We start from the raw sequence: 20,245 nt of genomic DNA, 5'->3' as shown, positions 1-20,245 counted from the left end.
AGTCCGATTTGGGGGGCGGCAGGGCCGGCGTCGGTTCAGGCTTGGGCGGTCATGCCGCGGTCGGTCAGGGCCGCGTCCAGGGCCGCGGCGGCCTCGTCGAAGTCGAAATTGCGGATCTGGCCAGCGATGGCCTCGAACCGGTCGGGGAAGGCGGCGCGCAGAAAGTCGGCGTTCGCGGCCAGCACCTCCTCGGCGTCGGGGTCGCTGTCGTGCAGAAGCTGGCGGAGTTGCCCACACACGGCGAGAAGCGCGTCCGCATCCACCACGCTAGGCGGGACGGCGGACGGCGCGGCGGCGCCCGTCGGTGTCAGCGCCGCCTCAAGATGGGCGAGCAAGGCGCCCAGCGGCGGTTCCAACGCGGCCAGCCGCGCTTCGATCTCCGGGCGTGGCCGGGCGTCGCGGATGACCGCCTCCAGATCGGTGGCGGCATCCTGGACGGGGTGGGCGCCGATGTTGCCGGCGGTTCCCTTCAGCGTGTGGGCGTAACGCTCCGCCGTGGCGAGGTCGCCGGAGTCCAGCGCGTCGCGGATGGCGGTCACCACCGCGCGCTGACCGGCGGCGAACTTGCGCAGCAGGTCGAGGTAAAGACGTTTCTTGCCCAGCACCCGCGACAGCCCGGTGACGGTGTCCAACCCTGGAACACCGGCGGGCAGGTCGCCCATATCCTCCACGGCCGAAGCCGGCGGAGAAGCAGGCGCCTCGGCGCCGAGGCCCGGGCGGGGCGCGATCCAGGTCAGCAGGGTGGCCCACAGCGCATCCGGGTCGATGGGCTTGGCCAGATAATCGTTCATGCCGGCGTCGAGGCAACGTTCGCGGTCGGCCTGCATGGCGTTTGCGGTCATCGCGACGATGGGCAAATCGGCGAATCCCAGCCGGCGGATTTCCAAGGTTGCGGCGACGCCGTCCATGACCGGCATCTGCATGTCCATCAGCACGAGGTCATAGCGGGCCGCCTGCACCATGTCGACGGCGATGGCGCCGTTCTCCGCAACCTCCACCGCCAGCCCGGCATCGCCCAGCAGTTCGCAGGCCACCTGCTGGTTCAGATCGTTGTCTTCAGCCAGCAGGATGCGGGCGCCACGCAGGCGCGACAGGTCGGCGGCGGCGGTCGTCGCCGGAGGGGCGTCCGTGGTCTGCTCGTCGGCGCCCAGAACCCGCATGATGCCGTCGAACAGCGCCGACGGGTTGACGGGCTTGAACAGCACCTCTTCGATGGCCGTGTTCTCGGCGCCTTTCAGCACCTCTTCCCGGCCGTAGGAGGTGACCATGATGTGGTGGGGCGCCTGATCCAGCTCCAGCGCGGCGAGTCCGGCGGAAGTCTCCAGCCCGTCCATTCCCGGCATCTGCCAATCCAGCAGAACGACGCGGAATGGCCGCCCCTCGCGTGCCGCGAACCGCGCCGCCTGGATGGCCGCGGGGCCGGACTCCACCGCTTCGGCGGTGAAGGACATGGCCGACAGCATGTCGGTCAGCACCACGCGGGCGTTCTCGTTGTCGTCCACCACCAGACAGCGCAGGCCGCGCAGGTCGGGCCGCGGCAGCAGAACGCGGCGTGGCCTGTCGCGGCCCAGCCGGGCGGTGAACCAGAAGCTGGAGCCGCGGCCCGGTGCGCTGTCCACCCCGACCGCGCCGCCCATCAGCTCGGCCAGCCGTTTGGAGATCGCCAGACCAAGGCCGGTTCCGCCGTACTTGCGTGTGGTCGACGCGTCGGCCTGCTGGAAGCTCTGGAAAAGCAGATTTTTCTGGTCATCGTTCAAGCCGATGCCGGTGTCGCGCACCTCGAAGCGGATCAGCAGGTCGCTCCCGGCCTCTTCTTCCAGCCGGACGATGATGGCGATCTCGCCACGCTCGGTGAATTTGACCGCGTTGTTGGCGTAGTTGACCAGGATCTGCCCAATGCGCAGCGGATCGCCGATCAGGTCGCTCGGCACGTTCTGTGCGACGTCGAAGATCAGCTCCAGCCCCTTGGCGGCGGCCTTCTCGGCGATCAGGTCGGCGAGCGTGCCCAGCACCTTGTCGAGGTGGAAGCCGGTGCGCTCGACGCTCAGCTTCCCAGCCTCGATCTTGGAGAAGTCCAGGATATCGTTGATGATGCCCAGCAGATGCTGGCCGGACTGGCTGATCTTGAGGACGTAGTCCCGCTGGCGCGGCGTCAGGTCGGTCTTCAGCGCCAGATGCGACAGGCCGATCACCGCGTTCATCGGGGTGCGGATCTCGTGGCTCATGTTGGCGAGGAAGCTGGCCTTCGCCTGGGATGCCGCCTCCGCCCGGTCACGGGTCAGGCGCAGTTCCTCGGCCTGGGTGCCCAGCCGGACGACGGCGTCCAGGATGCTGTCCAGCTCCTCCGTGCGGGCACCGGGAAGCCGGATGTCGCGCTCGCCCTCGCCGATGCGGCGCAGGCCGTCGGCAGCGAAGAGCAGCGGCCGCACCACATGGCGGCGGATCAGCAGCCCGGCGGCGATGAAGATGGCCAGCACCGCGACGAAAGCGAACTGGATGACCTGCGACACCAGGCGGGTGCGCTCCTGGATCTGGCCGAGACGACCGGCCGTCAGTTCGGTCACGTCGACCAGAAGCCGGTCGCCGACCGTGTTCAGTTCAACGAGCGTCTGCGCCCATTTCTCGGCGAGGTGCTCCTCCTCGGCGGGCGCGGCCGCGTCGCCGGCCGGGGCGCTCTCCAACCGCCGCGCCTTAGCCGAAGAGACCTGCCGGATGACCGAATAGGCGTCGGTCACCTGCCGTTTCAGCGCGGGATCGAACTGGAAGGTCGGGTGGAAGGCCAGAGCCTGGGCGGCCAGCAGGGCCTCGCGGCGGCGGCGGGGGTCGTCGGCGGAGAGGACGATCGCCCCCGACTGCTTCAGCCGCTCCAGATTCACAACGGCGCGCTGGCGCTCCAGGATCAGCGGCACCATGCGGTCCTGGCTGTCGGCGGCCAGCCGTTCCATCTTGCCCTGCTCCGCGACGATGCCGAGGAAGAGCAGGCCGATCAGCGCCAGCAGGATCGCGCCGCCGGTGAGAATCGCCGGCTGCAGCCGTACGCGGGGATTCCTGCGGTCACGGGCGGACGCCATGGCTGGTTCCGGTTCAGTAGATGTCGAAGGGGAAGTACTGACGGTTGATCCGCTGGTAGGTGCCGTCGTTGCGCAACGCCGTCAGCGCCCGGTCCAACGCCGCCTTCAACGCATGCTGGCCGGGCGGGAAGACGATGTGCACGGTCCCGCCCAACCCGTCGTCGGACATCGGGGTGCCGATGGTCTCGAATCCGTCCCCGTCGTCGGACAGCAGGAAATGCACCACGTTCAGCGTCGGTCCGATGGCCATGTCGCTTTGGCCGCTGCGCATGGCGTCCCATAGGTCGTCGAGCGTGGAGACGGGCACCAGGTTGGCGTGCAGCGTCGGGGCGGCGTCGGCCAGACGGACCAGGGCCGCGTGCTGCCGCGAGCCGCGGATAGCGGCGATGCGCCGGCTGCGGATGGCCTCCTCCAGACCCAGTTCCGGCGTCCCCCGGCGCCCGACCAGACTGGTGCTGGACCGCCAATAGGGAATCGAGAACAGGAGCCGCTGCTCCCGGTCCGGCGTGCGCAGCACGTTGCCGAAGCCGATGTCGTAGCGGCCTGCGGCGACGTCGTCGATGATCTGCTTGAAGGGGGCGGCATCGAAGCTGCACACCGCACCCAGCGAACGGCACAGCTCGCGGCCGAAATCGATGTTGAAGCCGAACAGGACGCCGGCGGCGTCGCGATCGCTGAAAGGCGGGGAGTGGTCGATGACCACGATGCGCAGGAACGGCCGGTCGGTCGGGGGCGGCGCGTCCGCCCGGACCGGCTGCGGCAGGGCAAGACCGGCCAGCAGGACCATGACGGCCAACAGGGCGTGTGCGGTGACGGAGCGCATCTGGAAACCCATCGCGGCCTCAGTACATCCGGAAGGGCAGGAAGCGGGAACTGATGGCGTCGTACCGCCCATCCGCGAGGATCGCTCGCAGGGCCATGTTGACGCGGTCGCGCAATTCCTCGCGCCCCAACGGCAGGGCGATGGCAGACTCGCCGCCCAGCCCGCTTTCGGTCAGCGGGTCGCCCACGACCTCCAGTGCCTCCCCCTCCGCGCTGGTCAGCAGATGGACGGTGACGGCGGTCGGGGCCAGCGCCAGATCGACCCGCCCGTCCAGAACGGCGCGCAACGCCTCAGCCTGATCGTCGTAGATCACGACCGTCCCGCCGATGTTCTTCGCGGTCAGATAGTCGTACTGCTTCGACCCGCGGGTGACGGAGATGCGCTTCCCCGTCAGATCGGGCGCCACGCCCGGGGACCAATCGCCGGCCCGCCCGATGTAGCTGGAGCTGGACCGCTTGTGGCGGTCGGTGAAGAGGTATTTCCTCATCCGCTCCGGCGTCTTCAGGATGCTGGCGACCGCGAAGTCGGCGGCGTTGCGGTCGAGCAGGTCGAGGACTTCCGGAAACTGCAGGGCGGTGATTTCGCAGCGGATGCCCATGGTGTCGCAAAGCGCGCGGGCGATCTCCACCTCGAAGCCGGTCAGCCTGCCCTGTTCGTCGACCATCGCGTAAGGAGCCATCTTCCAGGTCAGCACGCGGTAGACCTCGTCCGCACGGGCGGGCAGGGCCGAGACGCTGAGCAAAAGGGCAAGCCACACGGTCGCGAAAGGACGAAACGGCGTCAGGCGGATCACGGGCGGCCTCGGCAAAGCGAAAGAATTGAGCGCAACGTCCATCCGGCGCTGTGGAGCCCTGGGTAACGACGCATTGCGGTTGTTCCTCAGCGCTCACGACGGATCGATTTCCGGATAAGCCGAGACAATACCATTATATTCAGAACGGTCAACTCAACTAATAAATCTCAAGGTTGTCACGCGGTGGGAAGATGGGCGTGGATCTGTGGAGTATGGTTCAAATTCCTCCACTTCTCCGGGCTGTCCGGCGTTGCCGATTTGACGACCTTGACCAAGCGGCCTTAGGCGTCGAAGACGGGGTTGTAGCTGGCCTGACTCCAAACGTCGCCGCGATCCTTGCGCAGGCGCCGGAACTCCGTCGTCCGGTGCTCGCCGCGACGGAGCGCGTCCCAAAAGCGACGGTAACAGTCGCCGTTGCGTTCCTCCGGCGCCACGAATATGGCGTGGTGCCGGCCGGCGATCTCATCCAACCGGCAGCCCATGGTGGTGAGGAAGTTGGCGTTCGCCGTCAGGACGTTCCCGTTGATGTCGACTTCGATGACCGCCTGTATTTGTTGACCGCTGCGATCTGTCCCTCCTGGTCAGCGGACCGGCGCTTGCCCACCGCGATGTCCATGACATAGGTGACGATCGTCGCGATCCGCCCGCGATGGTCCCGAATCGGGGAGAAGACCGCCTGGACTCACGAACCCCGCCCCGTCTTGCCAAAAAGCAGGCATTCCCCGGGCTTCGATTCACCGCGCCGCGGCGCATCCCACAGACCCTGCGGGTTGCTGCTCTCCCCGTCTTGAAAGGAGAGGAGTGACGACCAGTGCCGGCTTTTGATCTCGTCAGGGCTGCATTCAAGCGCCGTAAGGAAGTTATCGTTTGCGGAAAGAACCATTCCATCTGGAGAAAGCTCGATGATGGCTTGCACAGCACCCAATGCCGCGAGCTTGGTCGTTGATTTTGCACGTTTGGATGACAGGAAGTTGGACATGGCATCCTCGGGAGAAGGCGGCCGTCGTCGCCGTTGAAAGGTCCCGGCTCCGGATCGTTTCATTTCTGTTCCGATCACAAAACCAAATGGTTGACAAGGAAACCGTTTTCCATCAGTTTCCTTGGAAACTCAAGGGGGCGTGTTGGCCAAATCGAACATCAGCCCGCTCGACGCGCATCTCGGCTACTGGCTGCGCTTCGTGTCGAATCATGTGTCCCATGCCTTCGCCGCAAAGCTGGCGGGGCGGGGGGTGACCGTCGCCGAGTGGGTCGTGCTGCGCGATCTTCATGGCCGCGACGGCGTGGCCCCCAGCCTGCTGGCCGACCGGCTCGGCATGACGCGGGGAGCGATCTCGAAACTGGCCGACCGGCTCGCCGCCAAAGGGATGCTCACCCAGACCGCCGACCCGGACGATCGGCGTTACCAAGCGCTGGCGCTCACTCCGGAAGGCCGGGCGCTGGTGCCGGAACTGTCCGCCTTGGCGGACCGCAACGATCTCGAATTCTTCGGGCACCTGGATCCCGCCGAGCGGGAGCGGATCGAAGAGGCGCTGAAGGGCATCGTCCGCCGGATGGGGCTGCGCTCCATTCCCATCGACTGACCGCGAAGCGCGCACCGCACGGAGAATTGCTCATGGACGCCAAAATCACAGCCATCCTGCGGGAGTGCAGCCGGGCTTCGCAGGAGGAGCGGATCACCTTCCCCGAGGTCGTCGCGGCGCTGGCCGTCGCGGGGGTGGAACGCTACCACACCGATCTCGTGCGCGCGGAGACGACCTATTACTTCCCGGACGGGACGACGGAGCGGGTGGAGGCCCGGCCTTCTCCTCTGCCGCCGTCCGTGGACTTTTCGGCGGAGGGCGTGGAGTCCGCCGTCCGCGCCATCCAGGCCGGAACGATCCGCTACGGCGGTTTCTGCGAGCGGGTGCTGCGGGCGGGCTGCGCCGGCTGGACGGTCAGCATCCTGGGCCGGCGGGTCGTCTATTACGGCCGCAGCGGCGACAGCCACACTGAGTGGTTCCCCGGCGTCCGCTGACGCCTTCCCGCCGTCACCAGCCCAAGCGTCGGGACAGCACGGGGCCGAGGTCGCCGCGCCATTCCTTCAATTCGGCCTCCGTCCGCTCGACCGCGCGCTGGTCGCGGTAGCGCTTGAGCGCGCGGTTGGCATCGCCGCGCGCTTCCATGGCGGCCAGCCGCTTGGCCACTTCCGGCTCCGACGCCACGGCTTGGCGCCAGCGTTCCAGCCGCACCTCCGCGACCGCGTCAACGATGGATTGGAGCGCCGGCATGCGGCCCAGCTTCTTCACGCCGGGCGCCAGCCGGGCGGCGGCGGCGGCGGCGGCCTCCTTGGGCATTCGGGGAAAGGCCCGCTGCACCGCTTTGGTCAGCGCGTCTTTCATATCGTCACCACGCTGCTTCGCTTCGGCGCCCCGGCTCAGCCGCGCGACGGTGCGGGCCTGCTTCTTGGCATGCCAGGACAGAATGCCGTCCGCGATCTCGCGCGCATCGGTGTCGAGCCAGACAACGCTCTCCGCCCCCTCCGCGAGCACCGCCTTCGCCTCGTCGGGAAGCTCCGGGTCGTCCGCGGTCGCCATTCCGGCGAGGCCCAGCGCCTTCAACGACCGCAGCGACCGCGCCCGCCCCTCGTCACCGGCCAGCAGAACGGATTCCGCCAGCGTCCCGCCGTCGAGCAGGCTCTGCAGAAGCTCCAGGTCGCCGTGCGTCCAACGGCGGGCGGCGGTCAGCCGCTCCACCCGCAGGCGCAGAAGGTCGCGCACCGCCGGGCGGGCGGCGGCCGGAACGCAGCGTTCCACACGCCACACCCCGCCCTCGAACCGCGCGACAGCCCATTGCGCGCCGTTCTCGATGGGTTGGTCGGTGGGGAAGGCGCCGTCCAGATTCCAACGGTCGCTGGCCCGCAGGCAACCTTCCGGCGGCGACTGCCACGGCGTTCCGGGTTTGGAGTAGAAGCTGGGAGCCACCGGGCTGCGCAGAACGAAGCGCCAGCCGGCGACCTCAGCGGCGAGACCATCGGGCATGGCGGCCGGGCGTGGCGTATCCCCCAGTTTCAACAGGGGTGCGGGGCTCTCCTGGCTGACCGGCGAGGCTTCGGGTGACGGGTGTTCAGACGGCATGACGGCTCCTTCCAGCGATGTTGTATCACATGGCGGAGCGGTGCTTCGCAACTTTAGCCGCCTGCCCACCGTTCATTCTGAAAAGCCGATTGGAAATTTTCTGAAAGAAAACGTGTAATAGATAGAGCAGAACGCTGAATTTTCATCAGATCATGTCCCCCAGCCGGTCCTCGGAGGTCCTTTGACCAAAATCAAGGAAAGGCATCGGGCAGCGGGTTTGAGTCGATGAATGCTGTCCGCTTTCGAGGATAATTCCATGCGATTATTGTCCATCAAAGTCATTCTACCGGTGATTGTCGGTGGGCTTGCCCTTCTGGGAATCTTCATGGCGGGTGACGCCGCGTTCGTGGCGCTTCGCGGCGTCGAAACGGCTTCGGCCTATCGGAAAGTCAATCAGGTGGCGGGCGGCCTGGTCGCCGCCGCCGGCGAGTTCGCCCTTGAGCGAGGCGCCACCAACGGTGCTCTGAACGGCGCGGACCCGCTTTCCGGCGAAAGGCTCGTCCGGTTGCAGAAGCGCCGCGGTGCCGCCGACGCTGCGCTGCGCGCTGCGCTGGAGGATTTGCGCGCCATCCCCACAATGGTTCCGCACGCTCCACGGCTCGGTGAGGTCGAGGCATCGTCGACCGCCTTCCAGGACGTCCGGCGCGGGGTGGACGAGGCTCTGGCCCGCAGCGCCGGCGAAAGGTCGCCAAGCGTGGTGTCGGGCTTCGCCGGCACGATCACGGCGCACATCGAGCGAATCGGTTCTCTGCGCCGGCTGTTGGAAGCGGTGGCTCCACCGCCGAGCACGGCGACGTTCCAACTCGTCCAGTTGCGCGGCTACGCGGCGGATATGGCCGAACACGCCGGCCGCGAGCGCGCGCTGTTCAGCGCTCTCGTCGCCGGCCGCCGGCCGCTCGCTCCCGGACAGGCCGACGCCCTGGCGAAATCCCGCGGACGGCTGGAGCAGGCGTGGGAGGGCATCGGCGCGCTGCGCAACCGGCCGGACATCACGCCTGATCTGGCGCGAGCCATCGATGGGGTCGAGACCGCGTACTTCCAAGGCTTCGCCGAGACCCGGCAGGCGGTGCTGAAGGGTGGTGCGGATGGACGGTACCCCTTGACCTCCGACGAATGGATGGGCCGGGCGACCGCGGGCATCGATTCCATCCTCGCTTTGGCCGGCACGACGGGCACCGCCATCGACGCAGCGGTTGCAGAGGCCGCGGAGGAGGCTCGCTTCGATCTGCTCGTCGGCCTCGCCGTCTTCTCGCTCAGCCTGATTCTGGGGGTCGGGGGATCGCTGCTCGTGATGCGCCGGATCGTCCGCCCGCTCACGGCGATGACCGGGGCCATGCGGCAACTGGCCGATGGCGATCTGGCGGTCGCCATTCCCGGCACCGGACGTCGCGACGAGATCGGCGCCATGGCGCAAGCCGTGGAGGTTTTCCAGGAGCACGCCGTTGCGCGTGAGCGGCTGGAGGCGGAACGGGCGCGTGAGCAGGATTTGCGCGAGCGGCGGGCGGCTACGCTGGACCGGTTGACCCGCGGCTTCGAAGCCAAGGTGAGCGGGCTGGTCGGCACCCTGTCGTCCGCCGCGACGGAGATGGAAGCGACCGCCGGCTCCATGTCCACGGCGGCCCAGCAGACCAACCAGCAATCCTTCGCCGTGGCCGCCGCGTCGGAACAGGCCTCCACGAACGTGCAGACCGTGGCGGCGGCGACCGAACAGCTCACCGCGTCCATTCGGGAGATCGGCAACCGCGCTGCCCAGTCGCAGGCGATCACCACGCGCGCCGTCGCGGACGCCCGGCGGACGGACGAGACGGTGCGGTTGATGGCCGGCTGCGCCCAGCGCATCGGCGAAGTGGTCGGGCTGATCCAGGCGATCTCCAGCCAGACCAACCTGCTGGCGCTCAACGCCACCATCGAGGCCGCCCGCGCCGGCGACGCCGGCAAGGGATTCGCCGTCGTGGCGCACGAGGTGAAGATGCTGGCGAGCCAGACGGCCCAGGCGACCGACGACATCGCTGTCCAGATCGCCCGGGTGCAGACCGTCACGCGCGACGCCGTCTCGGCGATCGAGGCCATCGGCACCGTGATCGGCGAGGTGAACGAGATCGCCACGGCCATCGCTGCCGCTGTGGAGGAGCAGGGCGCGGCCACCCAGGAAATCACGCGCAACGTCCAACAGGCGGCCATCGGCACGCAGGAGGTCGCGTCCAACATCGCCGGTGTGCGGCAGGCGGCCACCGACACCGGGGCGGCGGCGACCCATGTGCTGAGCGCGGCGCAGGAGTTGTCGCAGCAGGCGGAACGGCTGACCGGCGAGGTCGACGACTTCCTCGACGGCATCCGCAGCGCCTGACCGCGCCGGGGAGGAGCATCGGACCATCACCGGAAGCCGTCGGACAACCGTTCACACTTCGCGGCCTGCAGCGTCTGGATCTCAGAAGCGACTTGCCGCGGTGGACAGCACCGGGGTCGGCGCCCCCGCCCGGCAACGATGGAGAAGCGACATGGCAGGTATTCAGGGGATCGAACTCACGCAATTTCACCCCGTCGGGCAGAACTATCCGGCCGGAGTGTACCGGCTCACCAACGTCGACGAAGGGCGTACGTTCGAGATCACCGTTCGGAACACGCCGGCGAACATGGTCACCATTGACGTGCGCAACCCCGCGGGCACTCCCTACCCGGGCGTCGCCACCGGTCAGCTGGTGCAGGACAATCAGCAGAACCTCATTCGTGCGTCGCTGCAACATTTGCAGACGGACAACATCGATGGCCGCGTTCCCGGGCTGGGCGCTCTGGTGGTGTACATCTTCGCTGCGAACGTCCTGCTCACCGCGGCCACCATCCAGGTGAGCACGATGGCGCCGACGGCAGCGGGCTTCTACGATGCCGTCGGGTTTCCCGTGCTGGCGACGGCGAACGCGTACTTCCAGCAGCGGCTGCAGAACGCGGGGAACGACCAGGACCTGATCAATGAACTGAATCAGCGGCGGAACACCTTTCTCCAGGCGTTCGCCAATCCCAACGCCGTCCAGGGCACGCTGCCCTACGCCGGGGCTCCTGAGGCCCTACCCCAGCAGATCATCGCCGCCAACGCCGCCCGCATGGCCCGTTGGCGTTTGGTGCCGTGACGCGCGGGCGGCGAGCCGCTGGGGTGCAACGGTGCAGTCCAACGGCCCGGGCGCATTCGCTCTCCACCGCCATGCGGCAATTCGCAATTCCGACGCGGGCTTTCAATGATGGGCTGCGTCCTCCCCGGAGCCGTCCTGGCCGAAGCTGTGCAGGATGCGGGCGAAGCTGGTCGCGCCTGCACTGCGCATGGGAACGAAGGGCTTGCCCATGCGGCGGCACAGGCCCTTCACCCGCAGGCAGGCGTCGTGGCTGACGCAATCGACCGGACAGACCACCACGTCGGCGCGCTCCACCAGCCCTTCCAGGCAGCGGGTCGTCTGCTCGAACCCGCCGTCATGGTGCAGCAGGCAGCCGTTGCGCGTCTCCACCGCCGCCCGCAGATGGGGCAGGCTCTTGGTTCGTCCGCCCACATAGAGGATGGCCCGCCCGCCGAGGTCGGTCGGGGCGTTCGTTTCGGCGGCGGCGGTGCGGCGGAGCTGCGCGGCCGGCGGGTCGAGAAGGCGGCGCAGCCGCTCCACCTCGGCCTCGGCGTGGCGGGCGCGCATGCGCTCGCTGGCGACGCGGCGGTGCAGGGCGTCCATGGTGCGCAGCAGACGCGCTTGACCCGGCGCCCGGGCCGACGGGGCTTTCGGGACGTTGGGCGTCTCTGAAGCCGCGGGTGCGGCCCGCTGGGTGGCGAGCTGCGCCTCCAACTCCCGGATGCGGGCGTCCTTCTCGGCAACGCGTTCGGCGGCGGCGCGTTCCTGCTTCGCCAGCCGGGCGGTCAGCTCGTCGCAGCGCCGGGCCAGATCACGGTTCTCCCGCAACTGGCGCCGGTTCTCGCCACCCATGATGTGGGAAAGCATGTGCACGTCGGCGAAGGCGCGCACCCGCACCGCGTCGGGCATGGCGCCGTGGCTCAGCACGCCCCAGTAGGCGGCGGCGACGTCGCCCGAGGCCACCGCGGCGGTCCACAGCGCCATCCAGCCCTCTTCGGTCGTCTCGCGGGCGAAGCGCTTCACCGCGACGGCGAAGGTCTCGTCCAGCCGCTTGTGCATCAGCCGGGCTTCCGGCCCGTCCTCCGCGGCCTTCTCCACGAAATAGCGGTGGATGTCGTAGGGGCGCGCGTCCGCCGTGGGAACCAGCTTCAGCCGCCGGCACAGCCACGCCACGTCTTCCGACGACAGGCAGGTGCCCACGATCGAGCAATGATACTCCGTGGGAATCGTCCACAGCTTCCGGCGCTTGGCCTGTCCCAGCACGCAGGATGGCACGGTCTTCCGACAACGCTCACACATCGTCTCCGCCCCCGATTGGATTCGGCTGTTGGGTCTCCGGTTCCGTCCGGAGCCAAGCGGGGCCGTGGAGCGGAACATGCTCCACTAATAATGCGATTCATTCGCATTTGCAAATGAAGAGCGAAGAAGGCTCTTTCCCGAGGAGGCGGCTCAGGCCGGGAGAATGCGCTCGATCATCAATCGGCGTGTGATTCCGTCCGCATCGCTGTATGGCATGTGAGCCCCTTCCCGGAGGCCGAGCAGGGCCACCCCCAGCGGCGAGGCGACGGTGATCTGGTCGTCCTTGGGCGATTGGTCCGGGTAGACCAACTCACCCCATTCGGGCGGCATGCCGTCGTCGCGGCGGAACAGCACCCGGCTGCCCATGCGCACGATCGTCCGGGGGAGGTCGCCTTCCGGGCGGACGATCGCCCGCTCCAACTCCCGCGACAGGAACGCCGAGACCTCCGGGGCCTGCACGGCCAGCCGGTCCATGGCCCGCAGCAGGCGGCCGTAATCCATGCGTCCGATCCAGATCAGCGGCCGATCGGTTTCCTCGGTCATCGATGCGTCCTCGACTGCGTGGCGGCGGTGATTCAAGCCCGGATGAACTCTCGCCCACGGGCATTGTCCGCGGCCATCCGTATGATTACGGAGCGCAAGGCGCAGATCGGTCTGTAAAAAATTTATCGTTGTTTCTTAGTATGTTACGCGATTTCCGTAGTAATACGGATATTTTGATCCGGGTTATTCCCCAGTAGAAAAGCCGTCATATGCCTTAGGGGAAGTGAGCAGAACCTTCCAGGAAGGAGATGCGGCCAACCTTCGGTGCTCCTGACCGAAACCATGGGGAAAAGGAATGGACGATCTGCTTTCGGGGGCGCTGAGCCGCCTGGATGAAGCCGCCAAGCACGTCGAGGTGGATTCCGAGGTTCTCGAGAAACTGAAATACGCCAAGGAGACTCTGAGCGTCCGCCTGTCCGTGCGCATGGACGACGGTTCGCGGCGCTCCTTCCCGGCGTGGCGGTGCCGCTACGACGACACGCGCGGCCCGACCAAGGGCGGCATCCGCTTCCACCCGAGTTCCAACGTGGAGGAAGTGACCACGTTGGCCTTCTGGATGACCTTCAAGTGCGCGGTGATGAACCTGCCCTACGGCGGGGGCAAGGGCGCGGTGAAGGTCGATCCGCACAGCCTGTCCAAGTCGGAGCTGGAGCGTCTGTCGCGGGCCTATGTCCAAGCCTTCGCCGGCATGATCGGGCCCGACCGCGACATCCCGGCGCCGGACGTCTACACCAACTCCATGATCATGGGGTGGATGGCCGACGAATACAGCTCCATCGTCCGCCAGCCGAGCCCGGCCGTCATCACCGGCAAGCCGCTGCCGCTTGGCGGTTCGCTCGGGCGCGACGACGCGACCGCGCGCGGCGGCTATTACCTGATCAAGCATCTGGAAGAGGATCTTCGACTGTCCGGATCGGCCCGCCGGGTGGTGATCCAGGGTTACGGCAACGCCGGCTTCCACATCGCCCGCCTGCTGCACGCGGACGGTTATCGCATCGTCGGCCTGTCCGACTCCCGCGGCGCCATCGTCTGCGAGGAGGGGCTGGACCCGCAGGCCGTGCAGACGGCCAAGGAGCGGGGCGGCTCGGTGACCGCCTACACCGGGAACGGCGCCCGTGCGGTGACCGGCGACGAACTGCTGGGCACCGCGTGCGAGATCCTGGTCCCCGCGGCACTGGAGGATCAGATCCACAAGGGCAACGCCGGGCTCATCAAGGCGCGTGTCGTCCTGGAACTCGCCAACGGCCCGGTCACGCCGGACGCCGACCGCATCCTGAACGAGGCCGGCGTCATCGTCCTGCCCGACATCCTGGCGAACGCCGGCGGCGTGACGGTCTCCTACTTCGAGTGGGTGCAGAACCGCCAGGGCTACTATTGGGGCCTCGACGAGATTCACGAGCGCCTTCGCGTGATCATGGAGACCGAGGGCCGCCGGGTCTGGAACATGGGCACGACCAAGGACATTCCGATGCGCACGGCGGCCTACGCCCACGCGCTGGAACGGCTGTCAAAGGCCATCGCCGCGCATGGAACGCAGCCGTTCTTCGTCGGCTGATCCGTGCGTCGCGGGGACGGGAGCCCGCCGGGCTCCCGCCCATCGCATAGGCGAACACGCCCGGTTGGACGTATAGTCCGTGCCTCGTCCACCCGTGCCGTTGCGCCCGTGCAGCCAGAAAGACTGTTCTGAGATGCCATTTCCGCCCGCCAGCCGTGCGACGGGAGCGTCGACCATCCTGACCGGCCGGGACATGGTCGTGCTGTCGCTCGCCTTCCTGGCGGCCTATCTGCCCATCGACTGGCTGACCTTCATCCACCCCCGCCCGAGCCTCAACATCACGCCGTGGAACCCGCCGGCCGGGCTCTACATGGCCCTTCTGCTGTGGACCGGCGCGCGCGGCCTGCCGATGGTCTACGCCACGCTGATCCTGGCCGATCTGGTGGTGCGGGGGCATCCGGCCTCGGTCTCCTCGCTGCTGCTCTCGAATCTCGCCATCGTCGCCGGGTACGGGGCGGCCGCCCATGTGCTGCGCCACCGGGTGGCGATCGGTCTGGCGTTGAACCGGGTGCGCGACGTCGGCTGGCTGGTCGGCGTCACCTTCCTGAGCGCCGCCGTCGTGGCGCCCGTCTTCGTCGGCGTGTTCGTCCTCGACGGGGCCTTGCCCGCGGCCGACCTGCCGACGCTGGCCTTCCAATACTGGCTGGGCGATGCCATCGGCATCGCCGTGGTCACGCCCTTCGTCCTCCTCCTGCACCGACCGGACCAGACGCCCGCCTGGAGCGTGCCGAGGACGCCCACCGCCGCGCAGACGGCGGCCATCGCCGCGGCCCTGCTGCTGGTCTTCCTGCCCATCGGCGACGGCCAGTTCAACCTGTTCTACCTTCTGTTCCTGCCCCTCGTCTGGGTGGCGGTGTCGCACGGCCTGCCGGGCGCGGTGCTGGCGGCCTTGGCCATCCAAAGCGGCTTGATCGCCGGGCTGCAGGCGATCGGCCTTCCCCTGGGGGCGGTGGTTTATCACCAGACGCTGATGCTGGCCCTTGCCATCACGGCCCTGTTCCTCGGCGCCCTGGTCAGCGAGCGGCGCGAGGTCGAGGTCCGGCTGCGCGAACACCAGACCGAGTTGGCCCATCTCTCCCGCCTCACGGTGACCGGGGAGATGGCTTCCGCCCTGGCCCACGAGCTGAATCAGCCGCTGCTGGCCGCCATCAGCTACGCGCGCGCCGCCCAGCGCCTGCTGGAAGGCGACGACACGCCGCCGCGCGCCCACGAACTCATCGACAAGGCGGTGATTCAGGCGGAGCGCGCGGGCGAGGTCATTCGCGGGCTGCGCACGTTCCTGAGCAAGGGATCGCTTCAACTGGCGCCGGAATCGGCCAGCGAGATCCTGCGCGAAACGCTGACGCTGGTGCGGGGGGACGCGGCCTACAACCGGGTCCAGTTGCGGGTGGACATGGCGGAGCCGCTGCCCCTCGTGCTGTGCGACCGCATCCAGATCGAGCAGGTCCTCCTCAACCTCGTGCACAACAGCATAGAGGCCATCGCCGCGGCTGACAGCGCGGTGCGCGAGGTCGTCCTGCGTGTCCGGGCCACGCCGCCGGACGGCCTGACCTTCGAGGTCGAGGACAGCGGCCCCGGCGTGTCGGCGGGCATGGTCGACCATCTGTACTCGCCGTTCGCCACCACGAAGCCGGCGGGCATGGGGCTCGGCTTGCCCATCTGCCGCTCGATCGTCGAGAGCCACGGCGGCAGGCTGTGGCTCGGCCGCACCGGTTCGACCGGTTCCGTTTTCCAGGTCTTTCTGCCCGCAGCCCGTTCAGACACCCGGCCATCCCATGACCCAGACCGATAAAACCTCCACCGGCGAACCGACCGTCTTTATCATCGACGACGACGAGGCGGTCCGCGACGCGCTCTCCGTCCTTGTCGAGGTGGCCGGCCTGTCCGTGCGCACCTTCGTCAACGCGCTGGAATTCCTGCACCGCTACAGCCCGGAGCAGCCGGGCTGCGTGGTGGCCGACCTCCGCATGCCCTTCATGGACGGGCTGGAGCTTCAGGAGGAACTGTCCCGGCGCGGCTGCGGCCTGCCGGTCATCATCATCACCGCCCATGGCGAGGTGAGTTCCGCCGTCACCGCCTTCCGGTCCGGAGCCGTCGATTTCCTGGAAAAGCCGTTCGACGACGGCGTCTTCCTGCGCCGCATCCACGAGGCCTTGCAGCGCGACGCCCACCAGCGCCGGGACCGCTCCGCCGCGGAGTCCGCCCTGGCGAAGCTGGCCCTTCTCAGCCCCCGCGAACGGGATGTCGCGGCGCTGATGGTCGAGGGCTGCGCCAACAAGGCCATCGCGATCCGCCTCGGGATCGGCGTCCGCACGGTGGAAACCCACCGGGCGAACATTCTCAGCAAACTCGACATCCGCACGGTTCCGGAACTCATGCGCCTGTGGATGCACATACCGTGATGCGCATCCCTCTCTCCGACGCTTGAGCGGTCGAAGCGTGTACCGGCTCAGCGCAGGAAATACTGCACCGGCACCACCAGTTCCATGCGGTCCTGCGCCACGTCCGGCGGTGGAGCCGGGAGCGGGGAGGCGCGTTCGACCAGAGCGATCGTCTCCTCGTCCAGCGCCTCGAAGCCGGAGCCCTTGTGCAGCCGCACCGCAAGCACCCGGCCTTGCCGGTCGAGCGTGATGTGGACCTGCGGAACGCCCTGCTGGCGCCGCATCTGGGCGATGCGGGGGTAGCGCTTGTAACGCTCCAGATGGCCAAGGACGGCACCGTGCCACGTGGGCAGCGCGTTGCTGTTGCGCACCACCGGCGCCGCCTGGGCCGGCGCGCTCGCGGGTGGTGCTGCGGCGGGGGCGGCGTTGGCCGGGGCTTCCGTCACCGGCTTCGGGGAGTCTGCGGGCGCGGCTTCGGCGCTTCGGCCTTGGGCTTCGGCTTGGGCTCTTCCTTGGGCTTGGGCTTCGGCTTGGGCGGCGGTTCCGGCAGGGCGACCTCCGCCGGCACGGGCGGGGGCGGCTCCGGGGCGATCTCGGGGACGGGTTCGGGCTCCGGTTCCGGCTCGATCACCGGCTCGGGCGGCAGCTCCGGTTCGGGGAGCATCGATTCCAGCGTCGGCGGCGGCTCCGCGGCCGGCGTTTCCGGCATCGGCGGCAGGTCAAGCATCACCGCGGGCGGCGCAGCCGGCGCCTCTTCCATCGCGACGTGCCAGGACAGAGCGGCGAGCGCCAGAAGGGCGTGGGCGCCCAGCACGACCACCAGACTGCCGCCCCAGCGCGCCAGGGCGGGTGCCGTGCGCTCCTCGCCGTCCGGCAGGTCGTTGGGATCGAACGTCGCCACGCTCATTTCGCGGCCGCGCCTTCCAGCCCGACCAGGGCGATCTTCAGATAGCCGGCGGCGCGCAGCGCGTTCATCACCTCGGTCAGCGCGCCGTAATCCACGCTGCGGTCGGCGCGCAGGAAGACGCGGGCGCCCTTGTCGCCGTTCGTCACCCCGTCCAGCGCCGCCGCCAGGGACTCCCGCGCCACCGGCGTGTCGCCCACCGACAGGCTTTTGTCGGCCTGGATGGTCAGGAACAGAGGCTTGTCAGGCCGTGGCTGCGGCTGGGCGGTCGAGGCCGGCAGGTCCACCGGCACGTCCACCGTCGCCAGCGGGGCCGCCACCATGAAGATGATGAGCAGCACGAGCATCACGTCGATGAAGGGCGTGACGTTGATGTCGTGCGACTCGGTGAGATCGTCGCCGTCGTCCAGACGCGCCGCCATGGTCTTACTCCGCCGCCTTGGACACGGTGCGCGGCAGGGCGCGGCGGTCCATGTCGCGGCTCAGCAGCCGCAGCACCGCTGCCGACGAGTCGCCGAGCTGGGCGCGGTAGCCGCCGATGGAGCGGGCGAAGCCGTTGTAGATCACCACCGCCGGGATGGCCGCGACGAGGCCGATGGCCGTCGCCAGCAGCGCTTCGGCGATGCCCGGCGCCACCACGGCGAGGTTGGTCGTCTGCGACTTGGCGATGCCGATGAAGCTGACCATGATGCCCCACACCGTGCCGAACAGCCCGACGAAGGGGGCCGTGGAGCCGATGCTGGCGAGGATGCCGGTGCCGCGCATCATGCGCCGCCCTCCGCCGCCTCGATCCGCTCCAGGCGCGAGGCCGCGCGTTCCTTCAGACCCTCCTGCGAAGGGGCGTCGGCGGACTGGTGCGCCTCGGCGATCACGGCGCGCAGGAAGGCGGTGGCCGGAGTCTTCTCGAAGCCGATGCTCTCGGCCGCCTGGGTCAGCGAACGCGCCTGCTCCAGCGCCGCCAGGGAGGCCCGCGCCTTGCGCTTGGCCTTCGACAGCTCCACCGACTTGGCGAGGAAGATGGTCCAGGTCGCCACCCCCCCGCCCCCCCCCGCCTGCCCCGCGGGGCGCGCCGCCAAGAACGTGCCCAGGGGGGACGGGCGGGGGGGCCGCGTCGCCGCCGCGGGGGTCAGAGGCTCCGGCCGGGGGGGGGCTCCCGCCGCAGCGTCCGGCGCCGCCAGCGGGGCGGCCAGCGCGTCGGCGGCGGGCGCCGTCACAGGCGCCGTCATGGGCGCTGCCGTGGAAGCCGGTGCCGCGGGAGTGCCGCCGTTGGTTGCGGGGGTGCCCTGCGCCCAGCCAACTCCGCTCGACAGGAAGGTGCCGGCGGCGGCCATCGCAGCGATGGAACGGGTGTGAAGCGCTGTGAACATTGGCGGTTCGAACTTCTTTGCGGCTGACTTCCTTCCTGTATAGTGCGAACGACTCTCATTTGCACCCATAAAGTGCTATATTGCTGCTATGCGACAAATGGGCGGCACGCCGGTTGTTCACGGCGTGACATGTGAACCGCAAGGGAAGATTGCGATGCCCAAGGTCCGGACCGTATCGGAACATGGCAGCTTCCGGCTCGTCGAGCGGGACGGCCGCTACGCCGTGATCGAGGCGCGCGACGGCCAGATCTACGGTCTCCACGGGGAGGCGGGGGACCGTCCCAGCGCGCCGGACCGTCCGGATGCCGCCGAAGCCGTCGTCGCCCCCGGCGACTGGCATGCCGAGGATGAGGCCCGCCGCCGCTTCGAGGATCTCACCGCCCGCGGCGAGGAGCTGGCCCGCAAAATCTGGTGATCCGCATCGGGTGACCAGTGCGCGTCACCAGCGCGGTTCAGAACGCCTGGATCGCCTTCGAGGAGACCGTCCGCCACCGCGCGTCGGCGTCCTTCAGCATGGTCTGGATGTGGCCGATGTGGACCTGACCGTAGAGGATCAGGATGTTGCGGTCCGGTTCGGCCTTGATCGCCGCCACCACCTTGTCCTCGCGAAGGGTGGTCAGCGCGGGCGGCAGCGCCTCGCGCACCATGGCGCCCGACGCGGTGGTGGCCAGCATGATGCGGATGGCGGCCTGGACCCGCCGCTGCACCCAGCCCGGCAGTTGGTCGTACTCGTCCCGGAGCTGCGCCAGATCGATGGTTTCCGGATCGGCCTCGTCCGGATCGTCGGGGGGCAGGGCAGCCAGCAGTTGCGACAGGGTGACGTCGACGTTGCGGGCGTCCGGTCCCGGCGGGCCGATCAGGGCGCGGTTGTCCTGAAGCACCAGCCCGTCGCCGAGCAGGCTCGCCATCATCTCGTAGGGATGCTGCTTGCTGTCCGGGTTCCAGTCCGCCCCCAGCCGGCGCAGCACGTCGGCCACCCCGGCGGGGTTGGAGGAATCGTCGGGACGGACCTCCTCGTAGAAGACCAGCCAGCCTTCCTGGCGCCGCTGCGCGATGTGGCGGGCGATCGCGCTGTAGAAGTCCGGCTTGGCGACATGGACCATGCCCTGCATCTCCACCTGCCGCCGCCCGTCGCTCATCACGACTCGCGACAGTTCCAGCGGGATGTGGTCGGCGATCACCGGCAGGGCGGCCACCACCCCCACGGTCAGGGTGACGAGGCCGCCGGCGAGGATGCCGACGGCGATCAGGACGGTTCGGAGCGCGCGCTTCATGCCCCGACGCTGACACGA

General features: G+C 68.6%; 22 protein-coding genes. 8 read left to right on the top strand and 14 right to left on the bottom strand.

Features of this window, described 5'->3' with window-relative positions:
- Positions 1-35: 35 nt before the first annotated feature.
- The 5 genes from ACWPXE_RS02605 to ACWPXE_RS02585 form a co-directional block, all read right to left on the bottom strand.
- Positions 36-3,071 (bottom strand): response regulator, encoded by a 3,036-nt coding sequence (locus tag ACWPXE_RS02605; RefSeq protein WP_454016572.1) that lies wholly within the window; start codon positions 3,069-3,071, stop codon positions 36-38.
- 13 nt (positions 3,072-3,084) lie between these two features.
- Positions 3,085-3,906 carry a substrate-binding periplasmic protein gene (locus ACWPXE_RS02600; RefSeq protein WP_454016571.1) on the bottom strand — a complete coding sequence of 274 codons (822 nt, stop codon included), beginning with the start codon at positions 3,904-3,906 and terminating at the stop codon, positions 3,085-3,087.
- Positions 3,907-3,913: 7 nt separating this feature from the next.
- Positions 3,914-4,687, bottom strand: a complete 774-nt coding sequence (locus ACWPXE_RS02595) for a substrate-binding periplasmic protein (protein WP_454016570.1) — start codon at positions 4,685-4,687, stop codon at positions 3,914-3,916.
- Positions 4,688-4,968: 281 nt separating this feature from the next.
- Positions 4,969-5,199, bottom strand: a complete 231-nt coding sequence (locus tag ACWPXE_RS02590) for a PAS domain-containing protein (protein ID WP_454017894.1) — start codon at positions 5,197-5,199, stop codon at positions 4,969-4,971.
- A gap of 170 nt (positions 5,200-5,369) precedes the next feature.
- Complete coding sequence (locus tag ACWPXE_RS02585) at positions 5,370-5,666, bottom strand: hypothetical protein (RefSeq protein ID WP_454016569.1); 297 nt, start codon at positions 5,664-5,666, stop codon at positions 5,370-5,372.
- Positions 5,667-5,808: 142 nt separating this feature from the next.
- Here ACWPXE_RS02585 and ACWPXE_RS02580 point away from each other — a divergent pair, with 142 nt between their 5' ends.
- Positions 5,809-6,267: a MarR family winged helix-turn-helix transcriptional regulator gene (locus ACWPXE_RS02580; RefSeq protein WP_454016568.1), complete on the top strand. Its 459-nt coding sequence runs from the start codon at positions 5,809-5,811 to the stop codon at positions 6,265-6,267.
- 32 nt (positions 6,268-6,299) lie between these two features.
- Positions 6,300-6,701 carry a DUF1398 family protein gene (locus ACWPXE_RS02575; RefSeq protein ID WP_454016567.1) on the top strand — a complete coding sequence of 134 codons (402 nt, stop codon included), beginning with the start codon at positions 6,300-6,302 and terminating at the stop codon, positions 6,699-6,701.
- Positions 6,702-6,714: 13 nt separating this feature from the next.
- Here the strand turns inward: ACWPXE_RS02575 and ACWPXE_RS02570 are convergent, their stop codons facing one another.
- Positions 6,715-7,800 carry a hypothetical protein gene (locus tag ACWPXE_RS02570; protein ID WP_454016566.1) on the bottom strand — a complete coding sequence of 362 codons (1,086 nt, stop codon included), beginning with the start codon at positions 7,798-7,800 and terminating at the stop codon, positions 6,715-6,717.
- A gap of 325 nt (positions 7,801-8,125) precedes the next feature.
- On the opposite strand from ACWPXE_RS02570, the gene ACWPXE_RS02565 reads away from it, so the two are divergent.
- On the top strand, positions 8,126-10,147 hold the full coding sequence (locus ACWPXE_RS02565) for a methyl-accepting chemotaxis protein (RefSeq protein ID WP_454016565.1): 2,022 nt from the start codon (positions 8,126-8,128) through the stop codon (positions 10,145-10,147).
- 151 nt (positions 10,148-10,298) lie between these two features.
- Positions 10,299-10,925: a hypothetical protein gene (locus ACWPXE_RS02560; RefSeq protein ID WP_454016564.1), complete on the top strand. Its 627-nt coding sequence runs from the start codon at positions 10,299-10,301 to the stop codon at positions 10,923-10,925.
- Positions 10,926-11,027: 102 nt separating this feature from the next.
- Here ACWPXE_RS02560 and ACWPXE_RS02555 read toward each other — a convergent pair whose 3' ends face one another.
- On the bottom strand, positions 11,028-12,203 hold the full coding sequence (locus ACWPXE_RS02555; protein ID WP_454016563.1) for a DUF2325 domain-containing protein: 1,176 nt from the start codon (positions 12,201-12,203) through the stop codon (positions 11,028-11,030).
- A gap of 150 nt (positions 12,204-12,353) precedes the next feature.
- Positions 12,354-12,746 carry a GreA/GreB family elongation factor gene (locus ACWPXE_RS02550; protein WP_454016562.1) on the bottom strand — a complete coding sequence of 131 codons (393 nt, stop codon included), beginning with the start codon at positions 12,744-12,746 and terminating at the stop codon, positions 12,354-12,356.
- A gap of 295 nt (positions 12,747-13,041) precedes the next feature.
- On the opposite strand from ACWPXE_RS02550, the gene ACWPXE_RS02545 reads away from it, so the two are divergent.
- The 3 genes from ACWPXE_RS02545 (at position 13,042) to ACWPXE_RS02535 (ending at position 16,703) form a co-directional block, all read left to right on the top strand.
- Complete coding sequence (locus ACWPXE_RS02545) at positions 13,042-14,301, top strand: Glu/Leu/Phe/Val family dehydrogenase (protein ID WP_454016561.1); 1,260 nt, start codon at positions 13,042-13,044, stop codon at positions 14,299-14,301.
- Between the two features lie 133 nt (positions 14,302-14,434).
- Positions 14,435-16,093, top strand: coding sequence for an ATP-binding protein (locus ACWPXE_RS02540; RefSeq protein WP_454016560.1), 1,659 nt, complete (start codon positions 14,435-14,437; stop codon positions 16,091-16,093).
- Positions 16,077-16,703 (top strand): response regulator transcription factor, encoded by a 627-nt coding sequence (locus ACWPXE_RS02535; protein ID WP_014241772.1) that lies wholly within the window; start codon positions 16,077-16,079, stop codon positions 16,701-16,703. The genes ACWPXE_RS02540 and ACWPXE_RS02535 overlap by 17 nt, the downstream gene beginning before the upstream one ends.
- A gap of 47 nt (positions 16,704-16,750) precedes the next feature.
- On the opposite strand, the gene ACWPXE_RS02530 is transcribed toward ACWPXE_RS02535, so the two are convergent.
- Genes ACWPXE_RS02530 through ACWPXE_RS02510 form a run of 5 tightly spaced genes read right to left on the bottom strand, consistent with a single transcriptional unit; the run spans position 16,751 to position 18,953 of the window.
- Positions 16,751-17,128, bottom strand: a complete 378-nt coding sequence (locus ACWPXE_RS02530; protein ID WP_454016559.1) for an energy transducer TonB — start codon at positions 17,126-17,128, stop codon at positions 16,751-16,753.
- On the bottom strand, positions 17,125-17,583 hold the full coding sequence (locus tag ACWPXE_RS02525; protein ID WP_454016558.1) for a hypothetical protein: 459 nt from the start codon (positions 17,581-17,583) through the stop codon (positions 17,125-17,127). Before ACWPXE_RS02525 ends, ACWPXE_RS02530 begins: the two co-directional genes overlap by 4 nt.
- A gap of 2 nt (positions 17,584-17,585) precedes the next feature.
- The gene (gene exbD / locus ACWPXE_RS02520; protein WP_014241770.1) at positions 17,586-18,008 is read right to left on the bottom strand and encodes a TonB system transport protein ExbD; all 423 of its coding nucleotides are present in this window, start codon (positions 18,006-18,008) and stop codon (positions 17,586-17,588) included.
- Between the two features lie 4 nt (positions 18,009-18,012).
- The gene (locus tag ACWPXE_RS02515) at positions 18,013-18,354 is read right to left on the bottom strand and encodes a MotA/TolQ/ExbB proton channel family protein (RefSeq protein WP_454016557.1); all 342 of its coding nucleotides are present in this window, start codon (positions 18,352-18,354) and stop codon (positions 18,013-18,015) included.
- On the bottom strand, positions 18,351-18,953 hold the full coding sequence (locus tag ACWPXE_RS02510) for a hypothetical protein (RefSeq protein ID WP_454016556.1): 603 nt from the start codon (positions 18,951-18,953) through the stop codon (positions 18,351-18,353). The genes ACWPXE_RS02515 and ACWPXE_RS02510 overlap by 4 nt, the downstream gene beginning before the upstream one ends.
- Before the next feature lie 154 nt (positions 18,954-19,107).
- On the opposite strand from ACWPXE_RS02510, the gene ACWPXE_RS02505 reads away from it, so the two are divergent.
- Complete coding sequence (locus ACWPXE_RS02505; RefSeq protein WP_454016555.1) at positions 19,108-19,368, top strand: hypothetical protein; 261 nt, start codon at positions 19,108-19,110, stop codon at positions 19,366-19,368.
- 37 nt (positions 19,369-19,405) lie between these two features.
- Here the strand turns inward: ACWPXE_RS02505 and ACWPXE_RS02500 are convergent, their stop codons facing one another.
- Complete coding sequence (locus tag ACWPXE_RS02500) at positions 19,406-20,227, bottom strand: hypothetical protein (protein ID WP_454016554.1); 822 nt, start codon at positions 20,225-20,227, stop codon at positions 19,406-19,408.
- Positions 20,228-20,245: the final 18 nt, after the last annotated feature.

It is taken from the genome of Azospirillum sp. Marseille-Q6669, from assembly GCF_965111635.1.
This window is presented reverse-complemented; position numbering and strand designations above follow the sequence as displayed.